Source organism: Streptomyces sp. NBC_00440 (assembly GCF_036014215.1).
Classification (GTDB): domain Bacteria; phylum Actinomycetota; class Actinomycetes; order Streptomycetales; family Streptomycetaceae; genus Streptomyces.
Genome location: NZ_CP107921.1, coordinates 2,662,620 through 2,686,301, shown reverse-complemented (window position 1 = coordinate 2,686,301; position 23,682 = coordinate 2,662,620). Strand labels below are relative to the sequence as shown.

Annotated in this window: 29 protein-coding genes; 21 read left to right on the top strand and 8 right to left on the bottom strand. The window is 61.0% G+C overall.

The window, feature by feature from the left end; genetic code table 11:
- Positions 1-16 precede the first annotated feature (16 nt).
- The 21 genes from OHB13_RS12005 to OHB13_RS11905 all read left to right on the top strand — a co-directional run bounded on the left by OHB13_RS12005 (position 17) and on the right by OHB13_RS11905 (position 11,142).
- Positions 17-217, top strand: coding sequence for a hypothetical protein (locus tag OHB13_RS12005; protein WP_328377071.1), 201 nt, complete (start codon positions 17-19; stop codon positions 215-217).
- Positions 218-936: 719 nt separating this feature from the next.
- Entirely contained in the window at positions 937-1,227 is a 291-nt protein-coding gene (locus OHB13_RS12000; protein ID WP_328377070.1) for a hypothetical protein, read from the top strand.
- A 282-nt stretch (positions 1,228-1,509) separates the two neighbouring features.
- Positions 1,510-1,746 (top strand): hypothetical protein, encoded by a 237-nt coding sequence (locus OHB13_RS11995; protein ID WP_328377069.1) that lies wholly within the window; start codon positions 1,510-1,512, stop codon positions 1,744-1,746.
- Between the two features lie 17 nt (positions 1,747-1,763).
- Positions 1,764-1,988 (top strand): hypothetical protein, encoded by a 225-nt coding sequence (locus OHB13_RS11990; RefSeq protein ID WP_328377068.1) that lies wholly within the window; start codon positions 1,764-1,766, stop codon positions 1,986-1,988.
- Between the two features lie 9 nt (positions 1,989-1,997).
- Positions 1,998-2,372, top strand: coding sequence for a hypothetical protein (locus OHB13_RS11985; RefSeq protein ID WP_328377067.1), 375 nt, complete (start codon positions 1,998-2,000; stop codon positions 2,370-2,372).
- The gene (locus tag OHB13_RS11980) at positions 2,369-2,602 is read left to right on the top strand and encodes a hypothetical protein (protein ID WP_328377066.1); all 234 of its coding nucleotides are present in this window, start codon (positions 2,369-2,371) and stop codon (positions 2,600-2,602) included. Before OHB13_RS11985 ends, OHB13_RS11980 begins: the two co-directional genes overlap by 4 nt.
- A 214-nt stretch (positions 2,603-2,816) precedes the next feature.
- The gene (locus tag OHB13_RS11975) at positions 2,817-3,269 is read left to right on the top strand and encodes a hypothetical protein (RefSeq protein WP_328377065.1); all 453 of its coding nucleotides are present in this window, start codon (positions 2,817-2,819) and stop codon (positions 3,267-3,269) included.
- 90 nt (positions 3,270-3,359) lie between these two features.
- Positions 3,360-3,710 carry a hypothetical protein gene (locus OHB13_RS11970; protein WP_328377064.1) on the top strand — a complete coding sequence of 117 codons (351 nt, stop codon included), beginning with the start codon at positions 3,360-3,362 and terminating at the stop codon, positions 3,708-3,710.
- Between the two features lie 77 nt (positions 3,711-3,787).
- Positions 3,788-4,060: a hypothetical protein gene (locus OHB13_RS11965; RefSeq protein ID WP_328377063.1), complete on the top strand. Its 273-nt coding sequence runs from the start codon at positions 3,788-3,790 to the stop codon at positions 4,058-4,060.
- Between the two features lie 2 nt (positions 4,061-4,062).
- Complete coding sequence (locus OHB13_RS11960; protein ID WP_328377062.1) at positions 4,063-4,557, top strand: hypothetical protein; 495 nt, start codon at positions 4,063-4,065, stop codon at positions 4,555-4,557.
- A complete protein-coding gene (locus OHB13_RS11955; RefSeq protein ID WP_328377061.1) occupies positions 4,554-4,778 on the top strand; it encodes a hypothetical protein in 225 nt (74 codons plus the stop codon). Before OHB13_RS11960 ends, OHB13_RS11955 begins: the two co-directional genes overlap by 4 nt.
- Entirely contained in the window at positions 4,775-5,158 is a 384-nt protein-coding gene (locus tag OHB13_RS11950; protein WP_328377060.1) for a hypothetical protein, read from the top strand. Before OHB13_RS11955 ends, OHB13_RS11950 begins: the two co-directional genes overlap by 4 nt.
- 290 nt (positions 5,159-5,448) lie before the next feature.
- Positions 5,449-5,955 (top strand): Lsr2 family DNA-binding protein, encoded by a 507-nt coding sequence (locus OHB13_RS11945; protein ID WP_328377059.1) that lies wholly within the window; start codon positions 5,449-5,451, stop codon positions 5,953-5,955.
- Positions 5,952-6,290, top strand: coding sequence for a hypothetical protein (locus tag OHB13_RS11940; protein ID WP_328377058.1), 339 nt, complete (start codon positions 5,952-5,954; stop codon positions 6,288-6,290). Before OHB13_RS11945 ends, OHB13_RS11940 begins: the two co-directional genes overlap by 4 nt.
- The gene (locus OHB13_RS11935) at positions 6,287-6,526 is read left to right on the top strand and encodes a hypothetical protein (protein WP_328377057.1); all 240 of its coding nucleotides are present in this window, start codon (positions 6,287-6,289) and stop codon (positions 6,524-6,526) included. Before OHB13_RS11940 ends, OHB13_RS11935 begins: the two co-directional genes overlap by 4 nt.
- A 48-nt stretch (positions 6,527-6,574) precedes the next feature.
- Positions 6,575-6,856 (top strand): hypothetical protein, encoded by a 282-nt coding sequence (locus tag OHB13_RS11930; RefSeq protein ID WP_328377056.1) that lies wholly within the window; start codon positions 6,575-6,577, stop codon positions 6,854-6,856.
- A 118-nt stretch (positions 6,857-6,974) separates the two neighbouring features.
- The gene (locus OHB13_RS11925; RefSeq protein WP_328377055.1) at positions 6,975-7,163 is read left to right on the top strand and encodes a hypothetical protein; all 189 of its coding nucleotides are present in this window, start codon (positions 6,975-6,977) and stop codon (positions 7,161-7,163) included.
- 22 nt (positions 7,164-7,185) lie between these two features.
- Positions 7,186-8,502, top strand: coding sequence for a DUF3987 domain-containing protein (locus tag OHB13_RS11920; protein ID WP_328377054.1), 1,317 nt, complete (start codon positions 7,186-7,188; stop codon positions 8,500-8,502).
- 251 nt (positions 8,503-8,753) lie between these two features.
- Positions 8,754-10,328, top strand: coding sequence for a DUF6884 domain-containing protein (locus tag OHB13_RS11915; RefSeq protein ID WP_328377053.1), 1,575 nt, complete (start codon positions 8,754-8,756; stop codon positions 10,326-10,328).
- A gap of 326 nt (positions 10,329-10,654) precedes the next feature.
- Positions 10,655-10,819, top strand: coding sequence for a hypothetical protein (locus OHB13_RS11910; RefSeq protein WP_328377052.1), 165 nt, complete (start codon positions 10,655-10,657; stop codon positions 10,817-10,819).
- 50 nt (positions 10,820-10,869) lie between these two features.
- Positions 10,870-11,142 carry a hypothetical protein gene (locus tag OHB13_RS11905; RefSeq protein ID WP_328377051.1) on the top strand — a complete coding sequence of 91 codons (273 nt, stop codon included), beginning with the start codon at positions 10,870-10,872 and terminating at the stop codon, positions 11,140-11,142.
- A gap of 68 nt (positions 11,143-11,210) precedes the next feature.
- On the opposite strand, the gene OHB13_RS11900 is transcribed toward OHB13_RS11905, so the two are convergent.
- The 8 genes from OHB13_RS11900 to OHB13_RS11860 form a co-directional block, all read right to left on the bottom strand.
- Positions 11,211-11,432 (bottom strand): hypothetical protein, encoded by a 222-nt coding sequence (locus OHB13_RS11900; RefSeq protein ID WP_328377050.1) that lies wholly within the window; start codon positions 11,430-11,432, stop codon positions 11,211-11,213.
- 10 nt (positions 11,433-11,442) lie between these two features.
- Positions 11,443-12,258: a peptidoglycan-binding protein gene (locus tag OHB13_RS38750; RefSeq protein WP_443062944.1), complete on the bottom strand. Its 816-nt coding sequence runs from the start codon at positions 12,256-12,258 to the stop codon at positions 11,443-11,445.
- 364 nt (positions 12,259-12,622) lie between these two features.
- Positions 12,623-14,176: a GDSL-type esterase/lipase family protein gene (locus OHB13_RS11885; RefSeq protein WP_328377049.1), complete on the bottom strand. Its 1,554-nt coding sequence runs from the start codon at positions 14,174-14,176 to the stop codon at positions 12,623-12,625.
- A 9-nt stretch (positions 14,177-14,185) separates the two neighbouring features.
- Positions 14,186-15,274 (bottom strand): hypothetical protein, encoded by a 1,089-nt coding sequence (locus OHB13_RS11880; protein ID WP_328377048.1) that lies wholly within the window; start codon positions 15,272-15,274, stop codon positions 14,186-14,188.
- Between the two features lie 3 nt (positions 15,275-15,277).
- Positions 15,278-16,510 carry a siphovirus ReqiPepy6 Gp37-like family protein gene (locus tag OHB13_RS11875; protein ID WP_328377047.1) on the bottom strand — a complete coding sequence of 411 codons (1,233 nt, stop codon included), beginning with the start codon at positions 16,508-16,510 and terminating at the stop codon, positions 15,278-15,280.
- Positions 16,511-16,522: 12 nt separating this feature from the next.
- Positions 16,523-17,509, bottom strand: coding sequence for a phage tail domain-containing protein (locus OHB13_RS11870; protein ID WP_328377046.1), 987 nt, complete (start codon positions 17,507-17,509; stop codon positions 16,523-16,525).
- A 30-nt stretch (positions 17,510-17,539) separates the two neighbouring features.
- The gene (locus OHB13_RS11865) at positions 17,540-23,260 is read right to left on the bottom strand and encodes a transglycosylase SLT domain-containing protein (protein WP_328377045.1); all 5,721 of its coding nucleotides are present in this window, start codon (positions 23,258-23,260) and stop codon (positions 17,540-17,542) included.
- Positions 23,261-23,269: 9 nt separating this feature from the next.
- Positions 23,270-23,632, bottom strand: coding sequence for a hypothetical protein (locus OHB13_RS11860; protein ID WP_328377044.1), 363 nt, complete (start codon positions 23,630-23,632; stop codon positions 23,270-23,272).
- Positions 23,633-23,682: the final 50 nt, after the last annotated feature.

Sequence of the window (23,682 nt, the reverse complement as noted above, 5' to 3'; positions counted from 1 at the left end):
TCCGTGAAGAGAGACCATGCAGAACCTTCGCCGTGCCCTCGTGTCCGCAATCACCGCCACTGTCGCGCTCGTCGGATGCTCCATCCACGGGCACAAGCCCGAGGCCAAACCCACGTCCGTCGTAGCTCCGTTCAACGACGGCTTCGCGGACTCGAAGCAGGACGACTGCGAGCAGGGCTTCCAGCCCGCTTGCGTCTGGCTGTCCCGGAACCGCTGAACCTTCCCGCACCTTCTGGCCATCGTCCGGCCCTCTCAGGGTCCTATCGCGCCCTTCGGGGTGCGGTGGAATCCGGCAAGCGTCCATGCGGAGCCGGTGACTGGAAGGAACGACGTGGCGCACGTGACCGCGGTGGTGGTGCGAGGACATCTCGACGCTAAGACCACGCAAGAACTCTGTGACGACTTCGAGCATCTGAAGCAGTGCGCACGGCCGATGCCGTGGGCTGAACAGGCAATCTCTGATGCCTTGTTCCACCGGAACGAAGTCGCATGGTTCGAGTGGCAATTCTCCTCACACGCTTTCGGCGTCCCCATGCCTCACAGGTACTTCGGACTGATCTAGCACATCCATAAAGAACGGCCCGGACAGGAGAAGTGTCCGGGCCGTTTGTGTCAGCGGACAGAAGGGTTCGACCATGCCCGTGTACTTTCTGCCGTCCACTCGTGAGGAAGACGAGTTGGCGGCGTTCCTCATGAGGGACAAGAAGGAGCCCTGTTGGCTATGCAAACGCGAGTCCCGCAAGACGACCTACGGATACATGTGTTGGGAGTGCCAGGAGAAGCGGCCCATCTGGGAAGCGCACTTGACCACGATCGTGAGAGCCGAATACGAGCGCAAGGCGCGGGCCTACAGGGGGCTCTGCCAGACGTGTGCGGGACGCCAAGCTGAATCGGACTTCGAGTGTGGCCCGTGTCGCCAGGAGTGGGAGATCTGACGTGCTCGACCTCGACACGAACAAGCTCATCCTGAGCAAGCCGGTTCGCCGTAAGACATTCGTCCTGGGTAAGTCCGTGGCTCTCCTGAGTACGACGGTCGCAGTCATGGACGACGGTGCCATTCGCGTCATGACTGAACGGCGACCGGAGTACTGGGATGGCCTCGCCCCACTGTCCGTTTGCTTCAAGGTGCGACCGTCATCCGACGGGGACAACTTCGCGCAGACGGTTCAGCGTGTCCGCGAGTTCGAAGCATGTTTCATCACGGCGGAACTCCCTGAGCTGGACTGAGTACGTCTGGATTGGGGGAAGCACCTCGGCCGGCGTCGAGGTGCTTCCCCTTGTCTGCACGTCCGCAGACCGTCTCTCGGAAGGAATATTCATGCGCGCACGCGCCTTCACGCACCCCAGCAGGAACGTGGGGGTGGCCCCGGCGATCCGCAGCTGGGGGCGGCCTCGAATTCCCGGCCGGTACCGAGTGGCTGAGGCCATCGGTGGAACCGTCACGCCGGGCCGCACGCTCTCCCGAGCTGGAGCCATCCATGTCTTTCAGCACTTCGCGAAGGGCTTCTGATGTCAACGAAGTTCCAGACCGAAGAGGCGAAGACCCTGTACTACCTCGCCCCTGAGGACGAGGCCGGTGACAGCACCGAAGGGCCTGCTTGGTACGGCCTCTATCAGCTCGAAGCGATCATCCTCACGGAGGACTCTCGCGGATTCGTTTGGTTGCACAAGTACGAGACCACCGCCGAGCTGAATGAGGCGTGGGAACTGATCATCGAGAACACCTACCCGAAGGAGGAGAAGTGAGCCTGCGGATCGATGCTTTGGGGACAGTTCGATCCGGCAAGAAGCCGAGCCAGGAGTACACACTCATCTGGCGGAACATCAGGACAGGCGAGACCGCGAGTGAGACTCATACGGAAAAGCTCAGCACGTTGAAGAACTACATCTTCAAGAGGGGCATGGACTACAACTTCTCCGGCGCTGGACACGTGCTGGATGCCGAGATCTGGCGTACGTACAAGAACCTGTCCAAGCGTGTGCACTAAGGAGAGATCATGTCTCGACCGTACATCGTCCTGAACTCCCTGCCTCCTGAGGAATTCCTGAAGCCCGAGAACTTCGCTACGGAGTTCGACGCTCGAAACGCAGATGCCGCAGAGAGGCAGTACAGGTACGGCCTGAAGCTATCGACCGACTACGGCCGCATCATCATCCGTGCGAACAGCACGTGGGCGGCTGAAGACGGCCCAGTGGATCCGATCACGCGTGCTCGCACCCTCGGAAGCTACTCGTATGAAGGCATCGGCTACCACGCCCACACGGCCGCGCTGCTGCGTGGATTCCTTGACGGTCCCGCGCCCGTGGACGTGGAGCGTCGGCAGGGGGATTACTCGGTGAAGACAACGCGGATCAAGGAGGCCAGCAAGTGAGTGACGTGAAGACCTACACCGAGTCGCGGGTGAGCGAGGCCGCGAATGCGGCCAGGGATCTGATCATTCAGGAAATCGAGTGCGACATCGACTCTGAAGACCTGCTTTCGCTCTTGGTCAACGCAACCATTTCCGTCCTCACGTCGGGAATGAGCGCCGACCTCGATGAGGTCGTACGAGAGAACTATGGGGAATCGCTCGACGAGTACAAGGCTGAGAGAGGTTTCTGATGGCCCGTTGGGTTCGAAGCACCGACCCTCACCACCCCGGTTGGTTTCTGAGGGCGAACGGAAAGCAGGTCGGCCGCGTACTCCGCGCAGAGTTCACCCTTACCTCCTCGTGCTTCGTGGGCGAGCCGGGAGGGGAGACCTGGCTCGGCTGCAAGGTCAAGGAGGCCGACGCGAAGCAACTGGTCCTGAGAATGCACAACGAGAGGAATGAAAAGTGACCGAATGGCACAACAGGATTGGATACCCGCAGCTCGGCCGGGAGGGAACACCGGACTACCGCGGGTACGTGGTGCGGGTCCAGGGCACCGTTGGCGGACACCCTGAGAAGTGGTTCACCTACGCCTTCGATCAGGGAGACCAGCACACCTACTGGATCGGGGTGACAGACAGCGAGCCGGAGGCGAAGGGCGTCCTGGAACGGCTCATCAAGTTCGGCTGGGTCTGCGAGGTCTACGTGAGCGTGGGCATGGGCCACTGTGCCGGCGAGGCCGCCATGGTCAGGCATACGTATCGCGAGGGAGAACCGAAGGGCCTGCGCGTGCGCGTGCTGCTGTGTGAGCGCCACGGTCACGTCTTCTCTGACTGGGAGCGAATGACCATCCCCGAGTACATCCGGACGTACAACGGCCTGGAGCAGGACGCGGCGCTGATCGGCGCCCGCAAGTAGTCACAGAGGAGCGTCACCGAGAGGCCCGGACGGGAGAAGCGTCCGGGCCTCTCCCATGGGCACTCATCCCGCCAAATTGAAGGGCTCACCATGCGCATCCCGTTCCTTACCAACCACCGTGCTCGACGTCAGATGTCCGACACGCCCCTTACCACTCTTGCGAAGTCGAACTCTCAGCTCCATGACGAGGTGTGGGAGTTGAACAAGCGGGTGCAGGAGCTGACCAAGCTGAGCCAGCGCAACCAGCACCTGGTGATTGCAGCCATGGATGCAGCTCACACGCTCGATGACCCGTGGCTCGCGTCTGGTGCTTCACCTCACTTCACCGACACGGAGCTTGCTCCCCTGCTGAGGCTGCTCCAGGCGGCCCGACTGTTTACGGCCGCAGAGATGTGGGAGCGCGCGAACTCCACCGAGGATGCCGAGCCCGTGAGCGCCTGACTCTGACGGTTCCTGTTTGGTGGCGGCCGGGAAATCCCGGCCGTTCGCCACGGGCAACCGACCGAGAGGAATATTGCATGTTGAGGAAGTTCACCAAGCGAATGAAGCGCAAGCGCGCCAAGCAACTGGAGTTGCTGGAAAAGCTCGTCAAGGCCCACGACGGGTGGGCGACGGGCCGAGAGGAATCGTTCCGAGAGATTCCATCGTATGACCCCGTCGACGGAGAACAGCCCTGCACTGACAGGGACATGGGCGACTACGACGAGCGCGACTTCGAATACGCGATAGATGCGCGTGACACGTTCGCTGACTTTGCGGCCCAGGCCCGCAAGATCCTGGAAGAGGTCTGATCATGTCCCGCAAGTACCCTAAGAAGGTCCGTAAGGAATTCGCTCGCAAGCTCGCTGCTGCTGATGCCTTCGTGGACGCGTGGACGACTTCAGGAATGGCGTCCACGTTGATCCCGGATTACGACTGCCCGCTTGGTTGCAGTGATGCCATGACGTTCGCAGCACTTCTCCGAGCCTTCGGCTACGTGAACACGGCCGAAGAAATTCTCGCCGACCACGGCGAGGATTGCGACTACCCGCACTACCACGTGGGCCGCGGAGTTTGGACGTTCACCCTTCAGCCGGGGGGTTATGACGCCGAGTCGGAGGGTGAGTACACCGTAGTTGCCGATGGCGAGAGCGGTGCACATGCCGAGTTCCAGGCGACGGAATTCCTCCGGAGGAAGTTGAAGGAGAGGTACAAGACTCCCGTCTGGATCCGGGTCGAAGAAGTGGAGAGCGGTGTTCCCGCTTCTACGGCCCTTTACGCCTGGACCGACCTTCGAAAGGCCGCATGATGGAATCTTCCATCCGTGAACTGGTCGAGAAGTACCGGGGCAGGCTGAAAGCCAGGGACGACGAACTCAACTGCTACCGCAACGAGGTGCGCGAGGTAAGCGAGGAAAACATCCCCGCTTACGACGAGGACCGCAGCGATAACGCCTACGAATCAGAGATTGATCTGTTCGTGCTTCTGGAGGAGCTGGAAGCCCTAATCCCGCCGAGTGAGGGCAAATGAAGACGCACGAGATCCCCGACGTTGAGAACATCCCGGTCGAGGTTCATCGGACGGGCCGGGGGTGGTTCCCGGACGAGCCGGCCGTGACCATCACGCCGACCAGGGCCACGCACGCCCCCTTCGTGCGGTGCCGCATCAATCGGTTCATGGCAGCCGGCCACGCGGCCACGGGAGGGTTCTCCGGTACGGAGTATGTGAACGCTGCTGTCCGTCTCTCGTTCAACCTACCCGATGGCTTTGATCCGTGGGTGTTCACCGATATCGAGCTGAACATGATGAGAATCGTCCTGAAGTGGGGACTGTACGACAACTACCTCCCCGAGAATCTAGCAATGCGCGAGGCGATATTTACCGCGCATCGAGGACGCTTCAGGAACTAACTCGCTAGTCGCCTTGCCGAGAGGCCCGGACGGTATCTCCGTCCGGGCCTCTCCCATGGCCACTGGAGAAAGGAATGCCATGCCCTACCCGAAGAACTACAGCGGAAACTGCTCCTCGAACTGTGGGCGACCTGCAACGAGATGGGTCGACTACGAGAAATTCGGCGAGAAGCGTTTCGCGTCATTCCCGTACTGCGACGTGTGCGGGACCTCTTACAGGGGTGCGGGCGTAACCACTCGCCCGCTCAAGAGGCTGTCGTGAGTTACGCAGATCTGGGAGGCGTGAATTGATGTACCTCACCAATGAGTGGTATGTCGAGGCCGCAGCCGACGCCAAGCGTCGAAACAGCGAGAGCACAGTGTTCCTGGAGATTCTTACAAGCAGACTCCATGCCAACATGCATTATTCGGCGGCCCGGATGCTTGCCGAATCCAAAGTGGACCGATACATCAAGACGATTGGGCCGCCAGAGTGCCCGGACCTTGTCCGAGAGCACTTGATTGCCTGGGGAGTCAGGGAAGAGGGAAATAAGTCGCCACTTCTCCCTCCGGAAGCCCGCCTGTTCAAGGATCGATACCCATCCCACCTTGCTGAGATAGAACGCAAGAAGGGAGAGCGCGAGAAATGGGAACGGATAGCGAATGAGAGCCGAGCTGCCGCAGAGCGCACGGCACATCAGACGTGGCTCATGAAGGACATGCGGGAATGGGGCCGAGAGAACGGCTATGTCGTCGGCACTCGGGGCCGTATCCCAAGCGAGGTAATCAACGCATACAGGGAGGCGAAGGGGCTGTGAAGCACACGCATATGGCGGTTGGGTCCGTGCCGGAGGGGCTGGCCAACGTCACAGTTGTTGTCGAGTTCACCCCCGGTGAGCAGAGATTCGGCATCAAGATCTATAAGGGTGATGAAGTGCTCGACGGGCAGGTCTGGAACACCTGGTCCTCCGAGCCGTTCGATATCGCCCCCCGGCCCCACGCGATCGAAGAGCGTGTCTTTTGGGCACTCTCACACTCCCACGATTTCACTGCCCGGTTCATCAGGGGCCTGGCCGGCGCGGGGCACTTCGAGTGGGACAGCCCAGCGTGCATGTCCCGCGCGGACCGAGCACGGTTCGAGGCGGACGCATGAGCTTGATGGCGCTTCTGGACGTCGACCTCACCGAGCTGGGCACGCAGGCCGCCCACGCGGCCCTCTTGGACAACTCCGCGGATCGACTCAACGCCCTCACTGCCGTGTTCGAGGAGTGCGGGAAGCGGGCGAACGCCTACTACTGCCCGGACCTGGCCACTAGGGACTTGGTCCGGTGGGTGGCCCTGGACTTCCAGATAGCCCGTAGGGGCCTTCTGGGGTCCCAGTACATCTGAAAAAAGTATCCCAAAATATGACCAGTTGGCCGAGAGCGGAGCAAACAAATGTGGGACAACTTCTGGAAGCTGATCGACGCCCAGCTCAAGGAGCTTGAGTCTGCCAAGGGCGCGGACGACGTCATGCGCATCTTGGGGAAGGACGAACCCAGCGCGGGGGAGGCGTTCTTCGCGGGATCGGGTGGGGACGACGCCGTGAGCGAGTCCCTAATCACGGCAGGTTGGTCCTACGTGTGGGCCGAGTGGGAGCAGCACTACGCGATGAAGGCGCCTGACGGCTCGGGGATCACCTACGTCGAGGGCGACGTCTACCGAGGTACCGAACGCTAGTTGACCGCTTGAGACCCCATGGTGGAGGCCGGGTTATGCCCGGTCTCTCGCCATGGCCTCTTAATTGAGTCCGTGACGAGCATTTCTTGAACGTATGATGCCCAGGAGAGGATCACTGATGGCCCGCAAGGTGATTGAGTCTGTGACGTGCGACGCCTGCTCGAAGAAGGGGCTGGAGGTTCCCGGAACCGTGAACCTGACGGTCATGGGGGACCGCTACGACCTGTGCGACGAGCACGGAGCGCGGTTCAGGGACCAGCTCGCTGCCGCCCTGGCCCCGGCCGTTGACGCCGCACTGAGCGCCTGATCGAGAAAGCAGAGATCACCTCATGACCACGTTTGACCTGATGTCCTATGGCCCGCTGGGCGAGGCCGTGAAGTCCGCCATGCCAACGTCTGAGGCCGATCCCATCGGCGTCTGGGCGGCAAGTCTCTCCCTGTACTCGGCTGCGATCAGCCGACGGGTTCGGCTCGACAACCGGAGGCCGGTCGTGGTCTGGACCGTTCTCGCCGGCCGGAGTGCGATCGGGCGCAAGGGATATGCGCTCGGTACGGCCTCCGCTCTGCTCGGCAAGCCGATCGGGGGCTTCATCCACTCCCGTAAGCGATCTGGTGTATCGAGTGGCCCTTCCCTGGTTGACATGCTCTCCGGGCTGGAGCTGGACACGATGGGTGCGGACGGAGGCATCGATGGCCGGTGTGTGCTCCTCGAAGAGGAGTGGGCCTCAGTGCTGAAGGATCAGAAGAAGTGCTCGAAATTCAGCACGTTCTTCCGTACAGCTTGGGACGGTAAGCCCATATCCAACCGGACCAAGAAGGACGGGCTCCAGAGCGTGGCTCGGCCCCTCCTCGGTTTCCACGCTCACATCACGCCGGGGGAGTGGGGCAAATATGTCTCTTCGAGTGAGGCACTGGGCGGATCGTACAACCGGCTCCTCCCTGTGCTGGTCGAGCGCTCGAAGATGCTCCCGTACGACAACCAGCCCCAGGTACCGGACACTTCCGCGCTCAAGGAAGCCTACGAGTGGGCCGAGGAAGAGGACCGGGTGATGCGCTTCAGCGTCGAGGCCGGCGAGCGTTTCGATGAGATCCGAGCCATCGTGGAGGACCGCATGGCCGAGCTCCCCGAGTTGCTGGCCTCGTACATGGAGCGATCCGCTGAGCAGGTTCAGCGCGTCTCCGCAGTGCTCAGTGCCACGGAGATGAAGGAAGAAGTATGCCGCGACGCGGTAGAGGCTGCCTGGGCGTTCGTCTCTTTCAGTATGGCCAGCGTCGAGAAGCTGGTGAAGGACGCTGCCAGCAACAGCGGCGGTGCCAAACCGATGACGACGCCCGAGGACCTGATCAGGGGCGTGCTGAAGAGGTGTGGGGGCGAAGCGAAGGCTTCTGACCTGCTCCGCCCCTTGTGGGGGCGGCTTAACGCGGCGGCCATCAAGGAGGCCGTAGAGGGCATGGACGACGTGGAGATGTGGACGGAGAAGACCTCAGGCCGCGGGGCGCCCAAGCTCATGTACCGGCTGATCGAGGCGAGCGAGGAGCCCTCGCAGGCCAACGCGAAGGTGATTGACATTGACCAATTGAGGGGCAAGGCAAAGCCAATCCAGACACCTCCGGTCGCCAGCAATATATTTGAGGGGCTTATCTAGCAATGTCAAATGGAAATAAAGGTGGCACTCTCGTCCGTCCTGCAAAGCGGGTCGAGGAGTGGGAGACCGTTGACGACATTGAGACCGCGAGAGTTCGCGTCACCTACTGGGCCGAGTACTTCACGGAGAAGGGCTTCGGCCGACGTTTTGGTTTCTCGTACGAGCCGAGCCCGGCAGGCTACAAGGTGCTGGTCCTGGATCGCTCAATTCCCGAAGACAAGTAATTCAAGATCAAGTAAATAGGGGTCCTTATGCCGAAGATCGTCACTATCCCCGTGCCTGGCCAGATCCGTAGACACGTGCTCAAGAACGTGAAGCCGAAGACCCAGGGGGAGGGGGATCTCCTGGACGCTTGCCGTGAAGGCGCCGAGGAGCTGGAGGCGAAGGGGATGAACTCTCTGAACACCATTGACCTCCACCTGACCAACGATGCAGTGGGATCCGCGCTCGACATCGCTCGTGGCTGGCTCGACAGCGATAACGGCAACAACGTCATGGCGGGCAAGTCGATGCTCAAGTACGAGCTGGAGTACGAGCCGGACGACCCTCGGGAGATCCGGCATGCGGTCAAGATGCCCAAGAGCCTGTCGGGGCACTTCTCTGGTCAGTACGGGTTCGACTCCAAGCAGCACGCACGTGAGAGCAAAACTGTCCGCTCCGATCTGGGCAACATGAGTTGGACGGCCAACGGCGCATCCGGCCGCGTCCGCGCTGAGACTCTGGGCTGGTTCCTCGGGAAGATGGACAGACTGAAGGAGAACGCCCATCCGGCCACGGCCAGGGCCGCGAAGAAGTTCATAGCCACCTACACCGAGCCGTACCAGCAGACTCAGAGGCTCATCAACGGGTACCTGGTGGTGGATGAGGGCGAGGACCAGGCGCCCGACTTCATGGAAGCAATTCACGGCCGGGACGAAGCCGAGCAGCCCAAGCGCCTGGTGGTCATCGCCTGCGGCGGAAAGAAGTCGGAACGGCCAGGGAGGATCCCCGCCGATGAGCGCTACACCGGGAACTACTTCACCGCCTGCCGGCTTGCCTCAGACGTCATGGACGGCGCAACGATGGTCCTCAGCGCGAAGTACGGGCTCATCCCTCTGAGTGAGGAGATCGAGAACTACGACGTGAAGATCGGCGACAAGGGATCCGTACGACTCGGGCGTGTGCGTGAGCAGGCCAAGAAGCTGGGCCTGGAGGGCGCGAAGGTCACCGTCCTTGGTGGAGAGAGGTACGTGAGGGCAGCTCGACAAATCTGGCCGGATGCGGAAGCACCACTGAAGGGCGGCATCGGGCAGCAGCTCCAGCAGCTCGCCGGCATATACGGGGGCGAGGCGCTGAAGGACGACGAGGACCTGGGCCAGGAGCCCGATCAGGAGCGCCCGGAGCGGGTCTACCAGACCAAGCTTCAAGAGATTGGATACCTCCCTCACCGCAATACGCCGAAGCCGCGGCTGATCTGGTTCGGTGGAAAGGCAGGAAGGTTTAACCCGGAGCCAGGCCGGTGGACGAGGGCCGAGGTGGTCTACACCGGAGAGGGGAGATACGTCATCAACCAACTGGCCACCGGTGATGAGTTGCTTTCGTGTTCTCTGCGGAGCCTGCTCCACTGGGGTCCTCTGGATAGCCCAGACCCTGGGCAGAAGCCCGCACCGGCACCCGTCGAGAACGGGGACCAGGAGCGCCGCGAGCCCGAGGTGAAGTCCGTGGCCGCGGCCCAGACGTACGAGGTGCCTGAGAACTGGCTTGAGTTGGCTGAAGAGGGCAACACCCCGCAGGCACGGGCCTACTGGACCCGCCGCTGCGAGGAGTACAGAAGGACTGGCAGGTGAGCCCCAGCGTCGCAGGCCGGGACGGCAGCAGAGCAAGTAACTGAGGACAGAGAGGGCCCCGGACAGGAGAAGTGTCCGGGGCCTCTTTCGTGAGCTTACATCGGACTGTCAGACCCGAGAGATACGGTGTGGGCGTCTGACCCGCCGGGGGGCGGGCGCCCAGTCATAGGAGAGATGAAGATGGCTGAGAAGAAGCGTTGTGCGGACTGCGGGGGCGGGCTGCCTGAGAACAGCGGACACACCGAGTGCCGACATTGTCGTAAGTGCGTCGACTTCGCTTGTACGTGGGGTCATGGCGGGGGACGCCGGACGGAGGCGGAGGGCTCGTGAAGAACTTCCGACTGAAGTGGGTCAAGGCCGGGAAGCCGCATATTTCGGTCGTGGCCTACGACATGCCGAGCGCAGAAAGACGCAAGCAGAAGCTTGAAGAGCCAGACCAGGGCGTGACCGATGTTGAGATCGTCTCTGTGAAGCTGGGGGAAGACCTGTGAGTGGAGACGTCATTGGCACCCTGGCCGCTGCCGTACGGGGCGGAGGCGAGGTGATTGACCTCAAGGCCAAGGGAGTCAAGTGCGAGTCCGACTGGGCCTCAATCTCCCGCGCCGACTTCGGAAGGGTCCTGGGTCTCTTCGAAGAAGGGGACGCAGAGGCTGACAAGGATGAAACCGACGACCAAGTTGTGTATGACGCTTGGGCATACCTCTCGACACACCGTTATGTCATCCGTGAAGCGCTCCGGGCCCGTGCTGCACAGGGTGGAGATCCGGAGGCGACTTTCGCGCTGAAGGAACTCGACCACGTTATGGGGACGTGAAACAAGACAAGGCCCCCGGCTGAAGCCGGGGGCCTTGTCTGCTTCTCTCAACCCAGGTGCACTCTCGCCTAGTTGGTGGCGGTCTCGCCTCTATCGGTCGAGGCAGCAATCGCTCTGAACGTCTTGGTGTCCTCGTGTGTGGCCGCTGCCACGCCGACACCCAGAAGTCCCGCAGAGGCAGTCATCAGGGCTTCCCATGGGATCTTGGGGCAGATAATCAGGAGCGCTGGCACCAGTGCCGCGAGCACGGAGTAGATCCGAACACCGTGGATGGAAATAAACTTGATCATGGGTGTCTCCTTAGCTGAAAAGACGCTTCCAGGTCTCCGGGCCGGGGTAGCCGTCCGCGTCGGAGCCGGTCCACCCCTGGGCACGCTGGAACGCCTGAACGGCCTTGCGGTCCGACTCTGACCACTTGGGGCCGGGCCCGACGGAGTAGAACTTTCCGTAGCCCTTCTTCACCAGCTGCTTGCCGAGCTGGGTGACGAAGGCGTTGTTCGCGCCGGCCTTGAAGTACTTGACGCCGGGGAACGCGGCCGGCTTCGGGGTCGAGCCGCTGGAGCTGCCGCCCACGGGAGTGGTAGCGGTTGCCTTGTAGTGGAAGCCGGTCTTGCCCTTCTTCGAGGGATCCGCGGTGGTGATGCCCTCTGGGAACTTCGGCAGACCGTATCCGTGAACGTATGCATCCCGGCGGGCCCGCTTGCGACTCATCACCTGGTTACCGTTGGCGTTGTTGGTCAGCGACGTGTTGCCCTCGTAGGTGTAGATGTACGTGGAGTCGTACGCGTAGACGAGGCCCGTGTGAGTGCTGCCGCTAGTGCCGTAGATGACCTGGCTCCCGATCGCGGGGTACTCGCTCCACCGACCGGCGTCCTTGAACCACTGCATGGCGGTGAAGACACTCGCGGTGCGCGGGTAAAGGCTGGCCGCGCCCGCCTCCATTGCCACCCAGCTCACCCAGGTTGCGCACCAGGGCTGATAGTTGGACCACTCCAGGCCGGGAATCTGGCCGCTGTACTTCTGGTGGCCAGACGGGCGCTCACCGGGGGCCCTCGTGGCCTGGTAGCCGACCTCTCCCTTGGCGATGTTCAGAACCTTCTCAAGCTGGGTACTCATGTCGTCTCCTTTTGGGCACGCAAAAGGGGCCCACCATTTGATGGGCCCCTCACTTAAAACGTATGGCGAGTTAGATTCGCAGAGCGCGAAGCCGTTCCGGATCTAGGGCAGTCAGCAGCTCGATGAGTCGCTGGTTCTCTGCTTCAATCCGGGTAAGTCGTTCCTTGATCTCTTCCATATCTCGCTGAAGGCGATCAGCCCGAGTCTTCTGAGCCTCAGCCTCGGCACGCCAAACCTGGGCTGTATTCGTCTTGAACGAGGCGAAGAGCACGGCTGAGGCTGAGATGATTACGGCACCAGTGCCGGCGTAGCTAAAAATTTCATTTGGAGTCACTAAGGGCCCCTCTCTGCGACCTCTCCGGGGTTAGTCCGCCAGAAGGGGAGTAATGGTGTCTGCGATGAACTGAGCGCCTGCGTCGGACAAGTGAACGACATCGGTACCGCTAGTGCCAGGATTTGCCGAGTTGCCCCAATAGCCCCCAGCGGCCTGAAAGGCGTAACTGTTGCGACCGAGAGGCCACAGGTTCACAAGGGCCGCACCGTAGGTCTCCGCCATACCGTGAGCCCTCCGGGAATACTCGGAGTAGTACTGAGTCGTCTGTGCGAAGTTTCCCTGGTGCTGGAGAACTATCAGGATGTCGGTCTTCCCCAGGTTGACAGCCTTAATGGCCTGCAAGTGCTTAGTAACATTCGTAGTCCAAGCATCGGGAGTCACGCCCTGGTCCGCGTCATTCAGGCCCAGCGAGTAAATCACCAGATCAGCCGGATAGCTGGTACCGCCGTTCCAAACAACGTTGCTGGCCGTAGTATCCGTGAAATGGTCCGTCCGGGCCCCGGAGCGGCCGAGGTTGTCCACCACAATGCCAGTACTGTTCTCGGCTCCTACGCCGATGAGGCAGAACCTCTGTGTTGAGGCAGTTCCATTCCATGCCACGGTGACAGTGTGGTCTCCTTCAGCGAGGCCAGTAACCTCAAGGCTTTCAACCGTGGGAGAAGTGGCCGCACTTGCAGGAACGGTAACCACTGGCCCCGCATCCACCTTGTAGGTGTATGCGGCGTTCGTAGCAGTGCCTGCCAGCGTGTAAATCTTTAGAGAGGTACCGCGGACTCTCAGTGAAGCCGAAGCAGCAGAATTCGCGTAGATGTGGGAAATGCCAGGCCCGTGGAACGTAGCTCCGCGACTCCATGTGCCGGTCTGGGTCATAATGGAATTGTTGGCCGCCCATGCAGTTGTCGCCTCAGGCTTGCCAGTGATGATGGTGGCAGAGCGGGAAGCAGTGAACATCCCGGACCCGCCATCGCCGTACTTGGCCTGAAGTGCTGTCCGCACGCGCCCTGCCCATGAAGTATTGGCTAGGTCGCTGACGTAATACCCGAATGTGACGCTGTCCCCCACGAAGGCAACGCGGGCCTTGTTGCCGGCGAAAGGTGCTGCGTCCCGCTTGGCCCGCCAGTACTGGCCCCAGCCTTCAGGGACGTAACCGCCAACCGGACAGAGACTCAGTTGGCTTCGGGTGACCTTCCCCTTGGAGTCCAAGGTCGCGATGCCACCGGGAGCGCCAAGACGAGACTCCAGATTTCCCTGTGCAGCTGCCCTGTCCCCGTGGGGGTCGAAGGCGGCCACGTGCGCGGTGAGGCGGTCACCGATGTCCGTTGCCAGCAGGGCTACCCGACCGGCGCCAAAATCGACGTAGACCCGTCCGGGGCCGCCCTCCGGCCCGTAGAACGGGGGGAGCATCCCATTACTGGTGGCCGTGAGGGACACGATGGGTGCCCCGCTCTCGTCCATCAGATCTGTCAGGGGGGCGGCCCCTGCCGAGGGTCCGTCCCAGACCGTTCCTACGGCTCCGGGTATGCGGGCACCTGAGATGTCCTCAGCCACATCAGCTGCCGTGCCGCCGAATAGATTACGTGTCATAGCGGCTCCTTAGAGTTGTGTGGCCTCGTACACGCCAGAGATTGTGATGCTGGCCCGTGCGGGAAGAATCTGATGCCCGTCCAGGCCGTTTTTGAGGTTATTGGTATTAGCCGACATGAGGGCAACGGTCGATGTGTCCCCTCCCTGCATGATCCATCCAGTCAGAGATGTCAGGTTTGGGTAGGAAGTGTTCGGCATTGCTGAAGTGTTGTTGTCCAAAATTCCGTGGAATACCTGCCCGATGACGCCCTTAGCGGGCGAAGGGAGGGACACCCCCAGGTACCATGCACCACTAACCGCCGACACGTCGTGAAGCAGGTTGTTCTTGATCTGCGCGGAGAACCAGACCGTGTTGGGCGCAATCCATTTCCAGTGGCCCGTTCTCACAATGTTCGGTAGCTCAATGGCGGGGACGGCCCCGTTGATCAGTGCAGGTGTGTAACTGCGGGAGACTCCGAGAGTTCGAGTAATCATGGTCCCATCGGCACCATTGAAATACTCGTGCTGTAGGCCGTCATTGTTGCTGTCCAGGTCGTAGCCGAAAGTCCCGGCCGGTAGCTGGTCTACGGAAAGGGCGGCATTCCACGGAAAGCTGACGGCGGCGGGCATGTCATATGGTGCCCGAGACGAGTAGCCGATGGTCCCCCCGTTGGCGGGGACGGTAATGGCGTAGAGGGGAAGTTCCCACATGCCACCAGCCTGCCGAACAGGCTTGGGCTCGACTGGTGTGGCTGCGTTGACGCCCTTCCGAACCGCAAGGTTCACCGAAGGCTTCGCCATGTCAGCACGCAACACAATGAGGTCAATGCGGTCCGTACTGGCCGAGTTAGCTGAAATGGCAACGTTCTGGTTAGCGGTTAGCTCGTAGTAGAAACCCCCGACCCAGGCTTTGCCAGGACCAATCTGAACAGAGGTAACGCTGAGGATCTTCGGAGTGAAAGGCAGAGTAACCGACGAATAGGTGGCGGCCGTCAACCGGAAATCAACCTTATCCCCTCCCCATAGGTGGGCCATCGATTGCCACTGGGCTACCGAGACAGCTTTCGCGGCGCCCGTAGTCGCATTATCCGCAGGGAAGGGGTAAGAGATTTCAGCCATACGTCACATCCTCGCCTCTAGTTTGCGCAGCTTCTCGCGCATGTCGAAAACAGTCTTGTAAAGATTGAGCGGATTGCCTGATCCCTGTTCACCGATGGTCGGAGTGATGCTCTCTGTGTCCCCGCCCTGGTCCACGGTGATGGAGACCTCGCGGACGATGTCTGTGTACTCGACTCCGTCAATTGATATTGTGACGATGTCTCCGACGAAGTAATCCCGCCCGAACTGAATCTGTTCGGTATCGACGGGGTAAATCTGGAAGTTTCCCTGCTTGGCGCCCGTATTAAGGGCCTCCGTGGCAGCGTCCAAAACAGCCTGTTTGGCAGTGGTGAACTGCTCGTCAGTCACCGAGAGATCAGCCTTGATCGGGAGCCCCGTCGTCGGGTCAGCCTTGAGAGGTAGGTCCCGGCGATCAAGAAATGCCTCGATCTGAAGGCCCCACTCCGCCTCGCTCTCACTGTCGATCTGCTGGTACAGGTATCGGCCCTTACCAGTTCCCTGGCAGGCCACAATGACCCGTGTGACGGTCGGAGCCGTCAAGGACCAGGTGAACTCTCGGAGGTTTCCAAGGTCCTTGCTGAACCTGACCGCGGTGGACCGGTCCCGAGGAGCGAAGAGGTTCAGGTTGATCCTCTTCGTGTTGGGGTCGTACAGGAACCGGTAACCGGTCGTCGTGGTGTCGATCCACGATTCGAGCTTTGTGCCGATGACGTCCCACTGGAGGTTGTCAGAGACCGCTTTGCCGAGTGAGGAATCGGCCCCGAGGATGACCCCGGCCGCTCGGCGGCTGGCCAGAGCGCCGGCGCCCAGTGCTTTGTTGAGCTCGTCCCAGACGAGGTGACCTGCGGGGCCGGAAACGGCTCGGCCGTTGTCGTCGGCCTGCCACTGCTGGGTAGCTTCCTTTGTGGGGTCAGGGAACGCCAGGCGGTTGTAAGCGAGCTTGTTGTCACATTTGCCCCCGAAGTACAGCGAACCAAGGGACGTGTGCTGAGCACTCGTCCAGTAGTGCTGGAAGCTCTCGATCTGCCCAGTAAGGATGGGCAGATCGACGCCATCCTGATAGATGGCGACGCCGCCACCCTTCTGGAGAAGGTCAGCCTGGGGGGTTCCCGCGGCGACGAGCATTTGCCACGTGCCTTGCTGGCAGTACCGAACCACAAGGTCCATCGAGATCCATGTATCAATCATTCCTATTCGGTTCAGTGCAGCGTCGCGCACCTCCACCTGGTATCCCATGTGCACCTCATGTCAGTAGGTTGAATATCGTGGATAGAGTGTCATCTTCACCGCGGCTGGAGCGCTGCCGGCGAGGAGATCGGCTTGTGCGGTCGAGGTGCCGGGAGGTACCGACCAGAGCGAGGGATTGGCAGACAGCAGAGGGAAATAAATCTTCCCCTTGTCATCCGACAGTGTCTTGTATCCGGGGCGGCAATCAACCGTCAGGATCCGGCCCGCTGCGAGGGCATCCATGCCGGCCGGTTGGTCAGGGATACCGAAGCTCGTACCGTCCGGGCCGGTGAACCGGAACCGTTTGAGAGGCCCTGTGATTTCCCATACGGGCCAGGCTTCAATGTCTCCGGGGTTGTTGATGGTGAGTGCCCCTTGAGAGGTGGTGCCCATGGAGAGGGTCAGAGGGAGGAACGGATCGCCGAGGAACGGCTGATCTGTGCCGAAAGACCAGTTGGCGGCAACCGCTGTGTCCCCGTAGAAATACGGGTCTGCGGCTGTGAGTTGGATCCCGTAGGAAGTCCATGTGAAGCCCGCCGTACCTACGGCCTCGTTGCCCTCCATACCTCCGATGTAGTAGCACTTCAGCCGCCGAGGCTCCCCGTCCTGTTCGATGAAGGTCAGGACGGCGTAGCCCAGCTTCGGGTTCAGGGCTTGGGCCAGCTTCGCCTTGAACTGTCTCAGGGTCTTGCGGTCGATCCCGTAGACGAAGAGGGGCAGCAGGACCTGCCGGGCCACTGCCCTGGATCCGCGAACGATAGAGCCGTCGAGGTTCGGTGAATCGTCCATGTAGACCGTGTACGGGGGCAGATCCAGTCCGGTAGCTCCGGGCTGGAGAACCATGGCAGGCCACGCACGAGACTGGATGCCGGTGAGGGGGATTTCCTCCCCCTCACCGTTCCTGCCTCTTATTGACACGTAAGTGCGCTGCCATCGCTCAGGGACTGGGTAGTCGACCTTGGAGGTTAGAGAGTCCTCCTGGGTTATCGAGCGTGAGGCGATCGGCATTTAACACTCCTTCAATTAGCGCTCCTAGCGTCAGAGGGCAGCCATGGTTTCCGCGTACTTCAACGCCCTGAGGACGGACTGAGTAGTGTCCTCGGACTTGGCCTCGTGGATGTGTATCTCGTATCGGGGTCCCATCATGGCGGCTGTTTCCTGGTCGTTGTAGACGCGTTCTCCACCCTTGAAATTGATCAGCTCTGGGCCCTTTTCGCCAACGAGCGCGATACCGGTAGCGGCGGACCTTGTACCGGTCGCGTAGCCCTTGATCTTGCTCGTACGAGTAGAGGTGGTGGTCTTACCGCCGACGGTCCGCTTAGTGACCGCGGTGGTAGTTCCCTTAGCTGGGTCAGTCGTGGTCGTGGTGACCGTCGTGACCTTTCGCCCCTTAGAATCCGTCGAATAGGATGTGGTGGTCTTAGTCGTCTTCTTCTTCGAGGTGCTTCCTCCGCCCTTGACCGCCTGGCCCTGGCCGGTAAGCCAGGTCAGGAGACTCGCCAAGGAGGAATCAACCGGCGTCTTGGAGCTGATCTTCAGCTTGCTCTTGAGCGTCTTCTCGATTATGGAAGCCAACTTCTCGATGCCCTTTTTGAGCTTCTTGTCGTCGGCTGTCAGGCCATCAACGAGAGCTTGAGCGGCCTTCTTCCCGGTGGCGTAGTAGGTGCTGGCCACGGACTTTCCGAGGGACGACGAAGCGGTGCCGATCGCTGCATAATTTTCGTTGAACTCCTTGACCTGAGACTTGGTGGCGTTCAGCAACTCCTTTGCCATGGCGCCGCCTTGCTCGGGGCCGGCGTTGGCGATTTCCGCGATGATGTCCTTCGAGAACCCGGCCGTGCTCAGTTTGGCTATGTTCGTCTGGAAGGACTTGATCGCAGCCAGGCGTTCCTTGAGGCCGGAGATAGCCGAGGTGACAGACACTCCATCGGTGTTGAAGATGGAGGTGAGGGAGCGTTGCTGTGTGGCCTGGTCCGTGATGGACGTGGCCATTTCGCTCTCTTGGGCCTTGATATCTGCCAGCTTGGTATTAGCGGCCTTGAGCTTGGTCGCGAGAGTAGTGCGGTCAGCCACGAGCTTCTGAAGTGACTTGTTCTGCTTGTCCAGCCACTTGTTCAGACTGTTCGCGGTCCCAGAGCCAATGCGGTTTGAGGTGAACGCCTTGGTGATGATCTGGTACAGCTTGTTCACCGCGGTGTTGAGCGTCGAAACACCCTTCTCGGCATCCGCCGCGAGGCCCGTGGTCCTGGTGCTCGATGTGCCCGAGGCGTAGCCCCGCTTCACGCTGGCCGCAGCCAACATGCTGTCTCCGTGCGTCAGGACGGTTTCGCCGCCGCTGAAGTTGACCAGTTCCGGGCCCTCTTCACCGACCCACGCCCAACCCTGAGTGGCGCCGTCGGTACCAGTGGCATAGCCCTTGGTACCCGAAAGGGCCTTTCGCCATCCAGATCCGTAGCGGTGAACGGCGTAGTTGAGCCCGGCGTAGATAGACGCCATTGCATCAGTTATGCCCCGTGACTTGTACGGTCCGGCGTACGCCGCGAAAGTCTGAGGGATCGTCTGCATGAGGCCCTGGGACGGGTAACCTGATTTCGCGTTCGAGTCCCAGTTGTTGATCGCCGTCGGGTTACCACCGGACTCGACCTTGATGCGCTGTAGCACCAATGCCAAGTCGGAAGCAGGCAGGCCGAGCTGTGCCAGTGCGGTCCGAACCTGAGGTGTCCAGCGGGACACGGAATTGCCTACGCCGGGAACACTGACCTGCTTCTCTACCAGGCCCTTGATATCCGGCTTCTTGGACGAGAGACCGTTGCCGCTGAAGTCGAACAGGCCATCAAGGTTGGGAAGATTCTCCTTCGCTGTCGAGTAGGTGTCCTTGGCCACCTGGGAGGCGTAGTCCAGCGGCGAGTCCCAGACCTCTCGGAGAGACTGCACCATGTCAACTACGCCGTTGAACTCGGACTTTGTGAGTTCCCAGATACCGTTTACCCCGTCAGAGACAAATCCGACCGGGTCAGTCAGGAGGCCAGTCGCGCCATGCCACAGGCCCTTGAGCGTGTCCCAGACGCCGCCGAAGAGGTTTGAAACAACCGACTTCAGAGTCTTCGGTGAGAAGAGGTCGCTGACGTAGTCAGAACCTCGTTCGAGGATATTTCCCTTACCCTTCCAGACGTCATCCCAGAAGTACTGACCGGTGATGGGTGACATTACGCCGCCAATCATTCCGAGGAGCTGGGAATAGCCGTCAGGAATGGGGAGCTTCTTCAGGATGTCCCAGGAATCCCGTGTCATGAAGTCGTACATTCCCTTGAACTTCTCGCCGAAGTCCGACCCGATGAAATGCGAGCCATCCGTACCGGCGCCTACTACCCCCTTCTGCACATCTCCACCGATGGCACGGGACGAGCTGTCCATCGTCATGGCGGCGAGTGCCCCGCGGGCGTCACTGGCGACGTTGAAGGTCTTCGAAGCGTCAACAAGCTGGTCGAGGCCCAGCTTGCCGAGAACCCCGCCTCCGGCGAACTTCATAGCCTGGCGAACACCACCAGTGCCCTGAGTGCGCGCGATGTAGTTGAGCCGGGTTACCTCATTGGCTCCCATCGCGGCTGTCCACTCAGGCCGCATGACCGACTCACCTCCGGAGAGGTGGAGCTCGCCGGCCGTAGGGCTGGAGAAGACATGGACGTCCCGACCGGGCGTGTAGCCAGGAAGGACACCACCGAGAGCCTTCTTTTTCTTCTTCGAGCTGCCGCCGCTGCCGCTGCCGGGCGAGTGGTTCGAGATGTCGTTCAGCCGCGAGTTCAGCGTCTTGGCCTTACCCGAAGCATCGTCCAGTGCATCCTTCAGGTTCTTGAGCTGCTTGACGACCGAACCCGTGCTCATCTCATTGAGCTGACCTATTCGGCCGACCAGGGTGGACTTGCCGGAGCCGACCTTGCCGCGTGCGTCGTCCGCAGCGTCCTTGACGTGGTTGAGCTGTCCCTTGAGCTTGCTCAACGACCGGTCGTTGAGATTCCCGGCCTGCTTGGCTGCTGCCTTGAGGCCGGAGTCCAGTGTCTTGGACTTGCCCTTGGTTTCGGACAGCTCGGCGCCCAGGTGCCCGAGCCCCTTGCCGTTAAGGCCCGAGACGCTGGATTCAGCCTTCTTGACCTGGCTTCTGAGGGAGCTGGTCTTCTCCGTGACCTGGTTGAACTGACCTTCGAGTGCCTGGAGTTTGAGGCCCTTGAGGTTGCTCGTAGCAGTGTCAGCCTCACGGACAGCCTTGGCAGCCTTCTCCGCAGCGGACCTGACACTGTGATCCGCACCGGACAGGTGGTCAGCGAGCTCGTTGAAGTTCTCGCCCTGGAAGTTCCTGATCTTGGTGCGCAGGCCCTCGATCTCGGTATCGAGCTCGTTGATCGCCCGCTTGGCTTTGTCAGTGTCAACCTGGATCTCGTCGACCTGGCTGTTGTTGCCCGTTACGCGATCCCTGGCCCTCTGGCCCAGGCTTCGGTTGTCCCCGCCGTTAGCCGCGGTACGGGCGTTCTGGTACCGCTCCCTGAAGGTGTCGCCCTCAGTGGATCCGCGAGCGGCCTTAACCACCTGGGAGACGGTCTTGTATGTGCCCTTCCCGAGCTTGCCGAGCCCTCGGGCCAAGCCGACCACCGGTGAGAAGACCTTGGTCAGCAGGCCGAACATCTTGATCACAGCGCCGAGGGCGATCGAGGCGACGCCGACCATGGCGGCGAACTTGCCGATCTTGATGACCGTGTCAGTGATCCCAGGGTTGTCCTTGAGAACCCCCACGGCCGTCTTCACCCACCCGCCCAGGACAGTTAGGTCCTTGAACAGCTCAGCGATGAGCTTGCCGGAGGGCCCCTTCAGGTCTGAGCCGAGACCGGACAGCGTGTTGAGGAGTCCGCCCTTGTACTCGTAGTGGTCAACGACCTTGTTGCCTTGCTTGTCGAGCTTGTAGTCCCCGCCCTTGTCCTTCTTGTAGACGGCGGTCCGCTTGCCCATGAGGGCCGTGCCGGCGCGGGCGTACTCGTACTCACCGGTCTTGGGATTCTGCTGGATGAACATGTCGCTCAAGCCGTACTTGGCCTGCTCCCACATGTTCGCCATGCGGGCGGAGACTGTAGCTGTACCCAGGCGCTTGGCCGGTGCGTCGTCCGTGCCGGTACCGATCTTCTTGCCCTTGCCAAGGATGGCTTCCACGATGCTTTCACCGGGGACGCCGCCCGTGTTCATAGCATCCTGCATCCACGCCATCATCTGAGAGGCGGCAGTGGACTTCGTGGGCGACTTCCAGTTAGCGCCCTTCTCCTTCTTCATCTTCTCTGTCTTGGCGATTTCGTCTTTGGTGAGGCCCCTGTCCTTGAAGCCGAGAAGGTTAGCGAGTTCTTGAACGGTCAGACCGGCATTCTGAGCGAGCGACTTCACGTTACGTAGGCTCGAACGGTCAGCCTCCTGGATGGTGGCAACGGCCTGGTATGCACGCTTTACCATCTCGGGGTCGGTGATTCCGGAGTAAGCCGCTAGGTCACCAATCGACATGACAAGATCGGTGGCACGCTTAGTCGACTTCTTGGAACTGAGTCCATGAGACTGTGCGGCACGCGTGTACAGCGTGCCGTACTGGAACATGTCCTCCACTGCGTACGGTGTCTGAGTTCCGTAGTCCTTGAGAACATTGATCTGCTTGGAGGCGTCCTTAGAGGTAACGCCCATCTTCTCAAGGGCACTCTGGGACTGCATGATTGAGTCGGCGGCTTTGACACCGAGGTACGACATGGCGGCAGCCGCTGCGGCCAGGGGCGTAACCATGTTTCGGGTGACGTTCCGGCCGAACTCGCTCACAGATGAGCCGACAGAGTTGATCTTCTGACCCATGCTGTACGTGGCCTTAGTCCAGGACTTTCCCACCTTGTTGGCGTTGTCCTGGAGAGACCTGACGCTTGCGTCGTTCGCCTTGACCGTCTGCTGAGCCGCCCTCTTGGCGGCTTGAGCCGCCGCAACTTGTCCCTGGGCCGCTGCAATGCTCGCGGCCTTGAGGTTGTTCATCTCCGAGAGGATCTGAGTCCTGCGGGTGGCGTACGCAGACGTATAGGCAGCCTGCGCCGTACGAGCGCCCTTGACTGCCTCGGTAGCTTCGAGCTGGGCCTGGCGGATGACGAGAGCCGACAGAGTCTTGACCTGGGCCTTACGAGCCTCGGTCTGCCGCAGGTTTTCCGCAGCAACGCTGCGCTGTTCGGTGATCTCTGCTGCGGACCACTGCTTGGCCTCGTTGATGCGAACAAGGGAAAGCCCCTTGTTCTCCTTCATCATGGCTTCCACGTCCTTGCGGTACGCGGTGGCCACCTCACTGCCGTAACGCACTTCAAGGTTCCGGGCGTTGAGGGAAATCCGCTCGCGCTGACGAGACGCCCTCTCCTTGGCTGCGGTCCTCGCCTGCTCAGCCTTAGCGCTCGCCTCCGTGACCGCCGTGAACGCCTTCAGGAGGCCGGCCGTCTCGGTCTTGTTGTACTCGCCCCGCTTTGCGGCGGCGGCCTGTTCCAGCTTCACACGTTTGGCGGCCTCTTCGCCGTAGCGTGCGGTTACGTACTCTTCGAGCTTGGCCCGAAGATTCGCGCTCTGCCGTGCAAGCGTTTCCGACTTCCCGCTGAACGCGGCGATTTCCTTTTCGGCGCGGTCAAGCTGTGCCTTCAGCTGAGAATGGTCCAGCTCGGGAGTGATCTTGATCCAGGCGTTTCCGACCTTGATGCTTCCAGCTTCGGGCATCGGCCCCCCTTAGAGGTTGTTCATTCGACTGAAGAAATTCACCACCTCGTCCGTTGAGGCATAGGCCGGCGCTTCAGGTACAAGGACTTCGTCCTCTTCGCCAGGCCGGAGCATGGGAGTGGGAGCGGGAACGCCCTCCCCTTCCTCGCCTGAGTTGGCCTGGTAGAAGAGCCAGTTGGAAAGCTCAAGGGCGTCAGAGACCCGAGCAAGCAGGTGGTCTGAGTTCGACCACTCGGCGGATTCATCAATGACCGCTGCCAGGGACGAACGCCCCGGCTGATTTAGCAGTGATCCGATCAGGATGTTGATTCGTCGGAGGGAGAGCTGTCCACGCCACAGGTCCAGAAAGTCAACCCCGAAGAACTGAAGCAAGTCCGCTTCCAGCTCTCCGGGAAACTTCTGGATGACGTAGACAGCTCTAC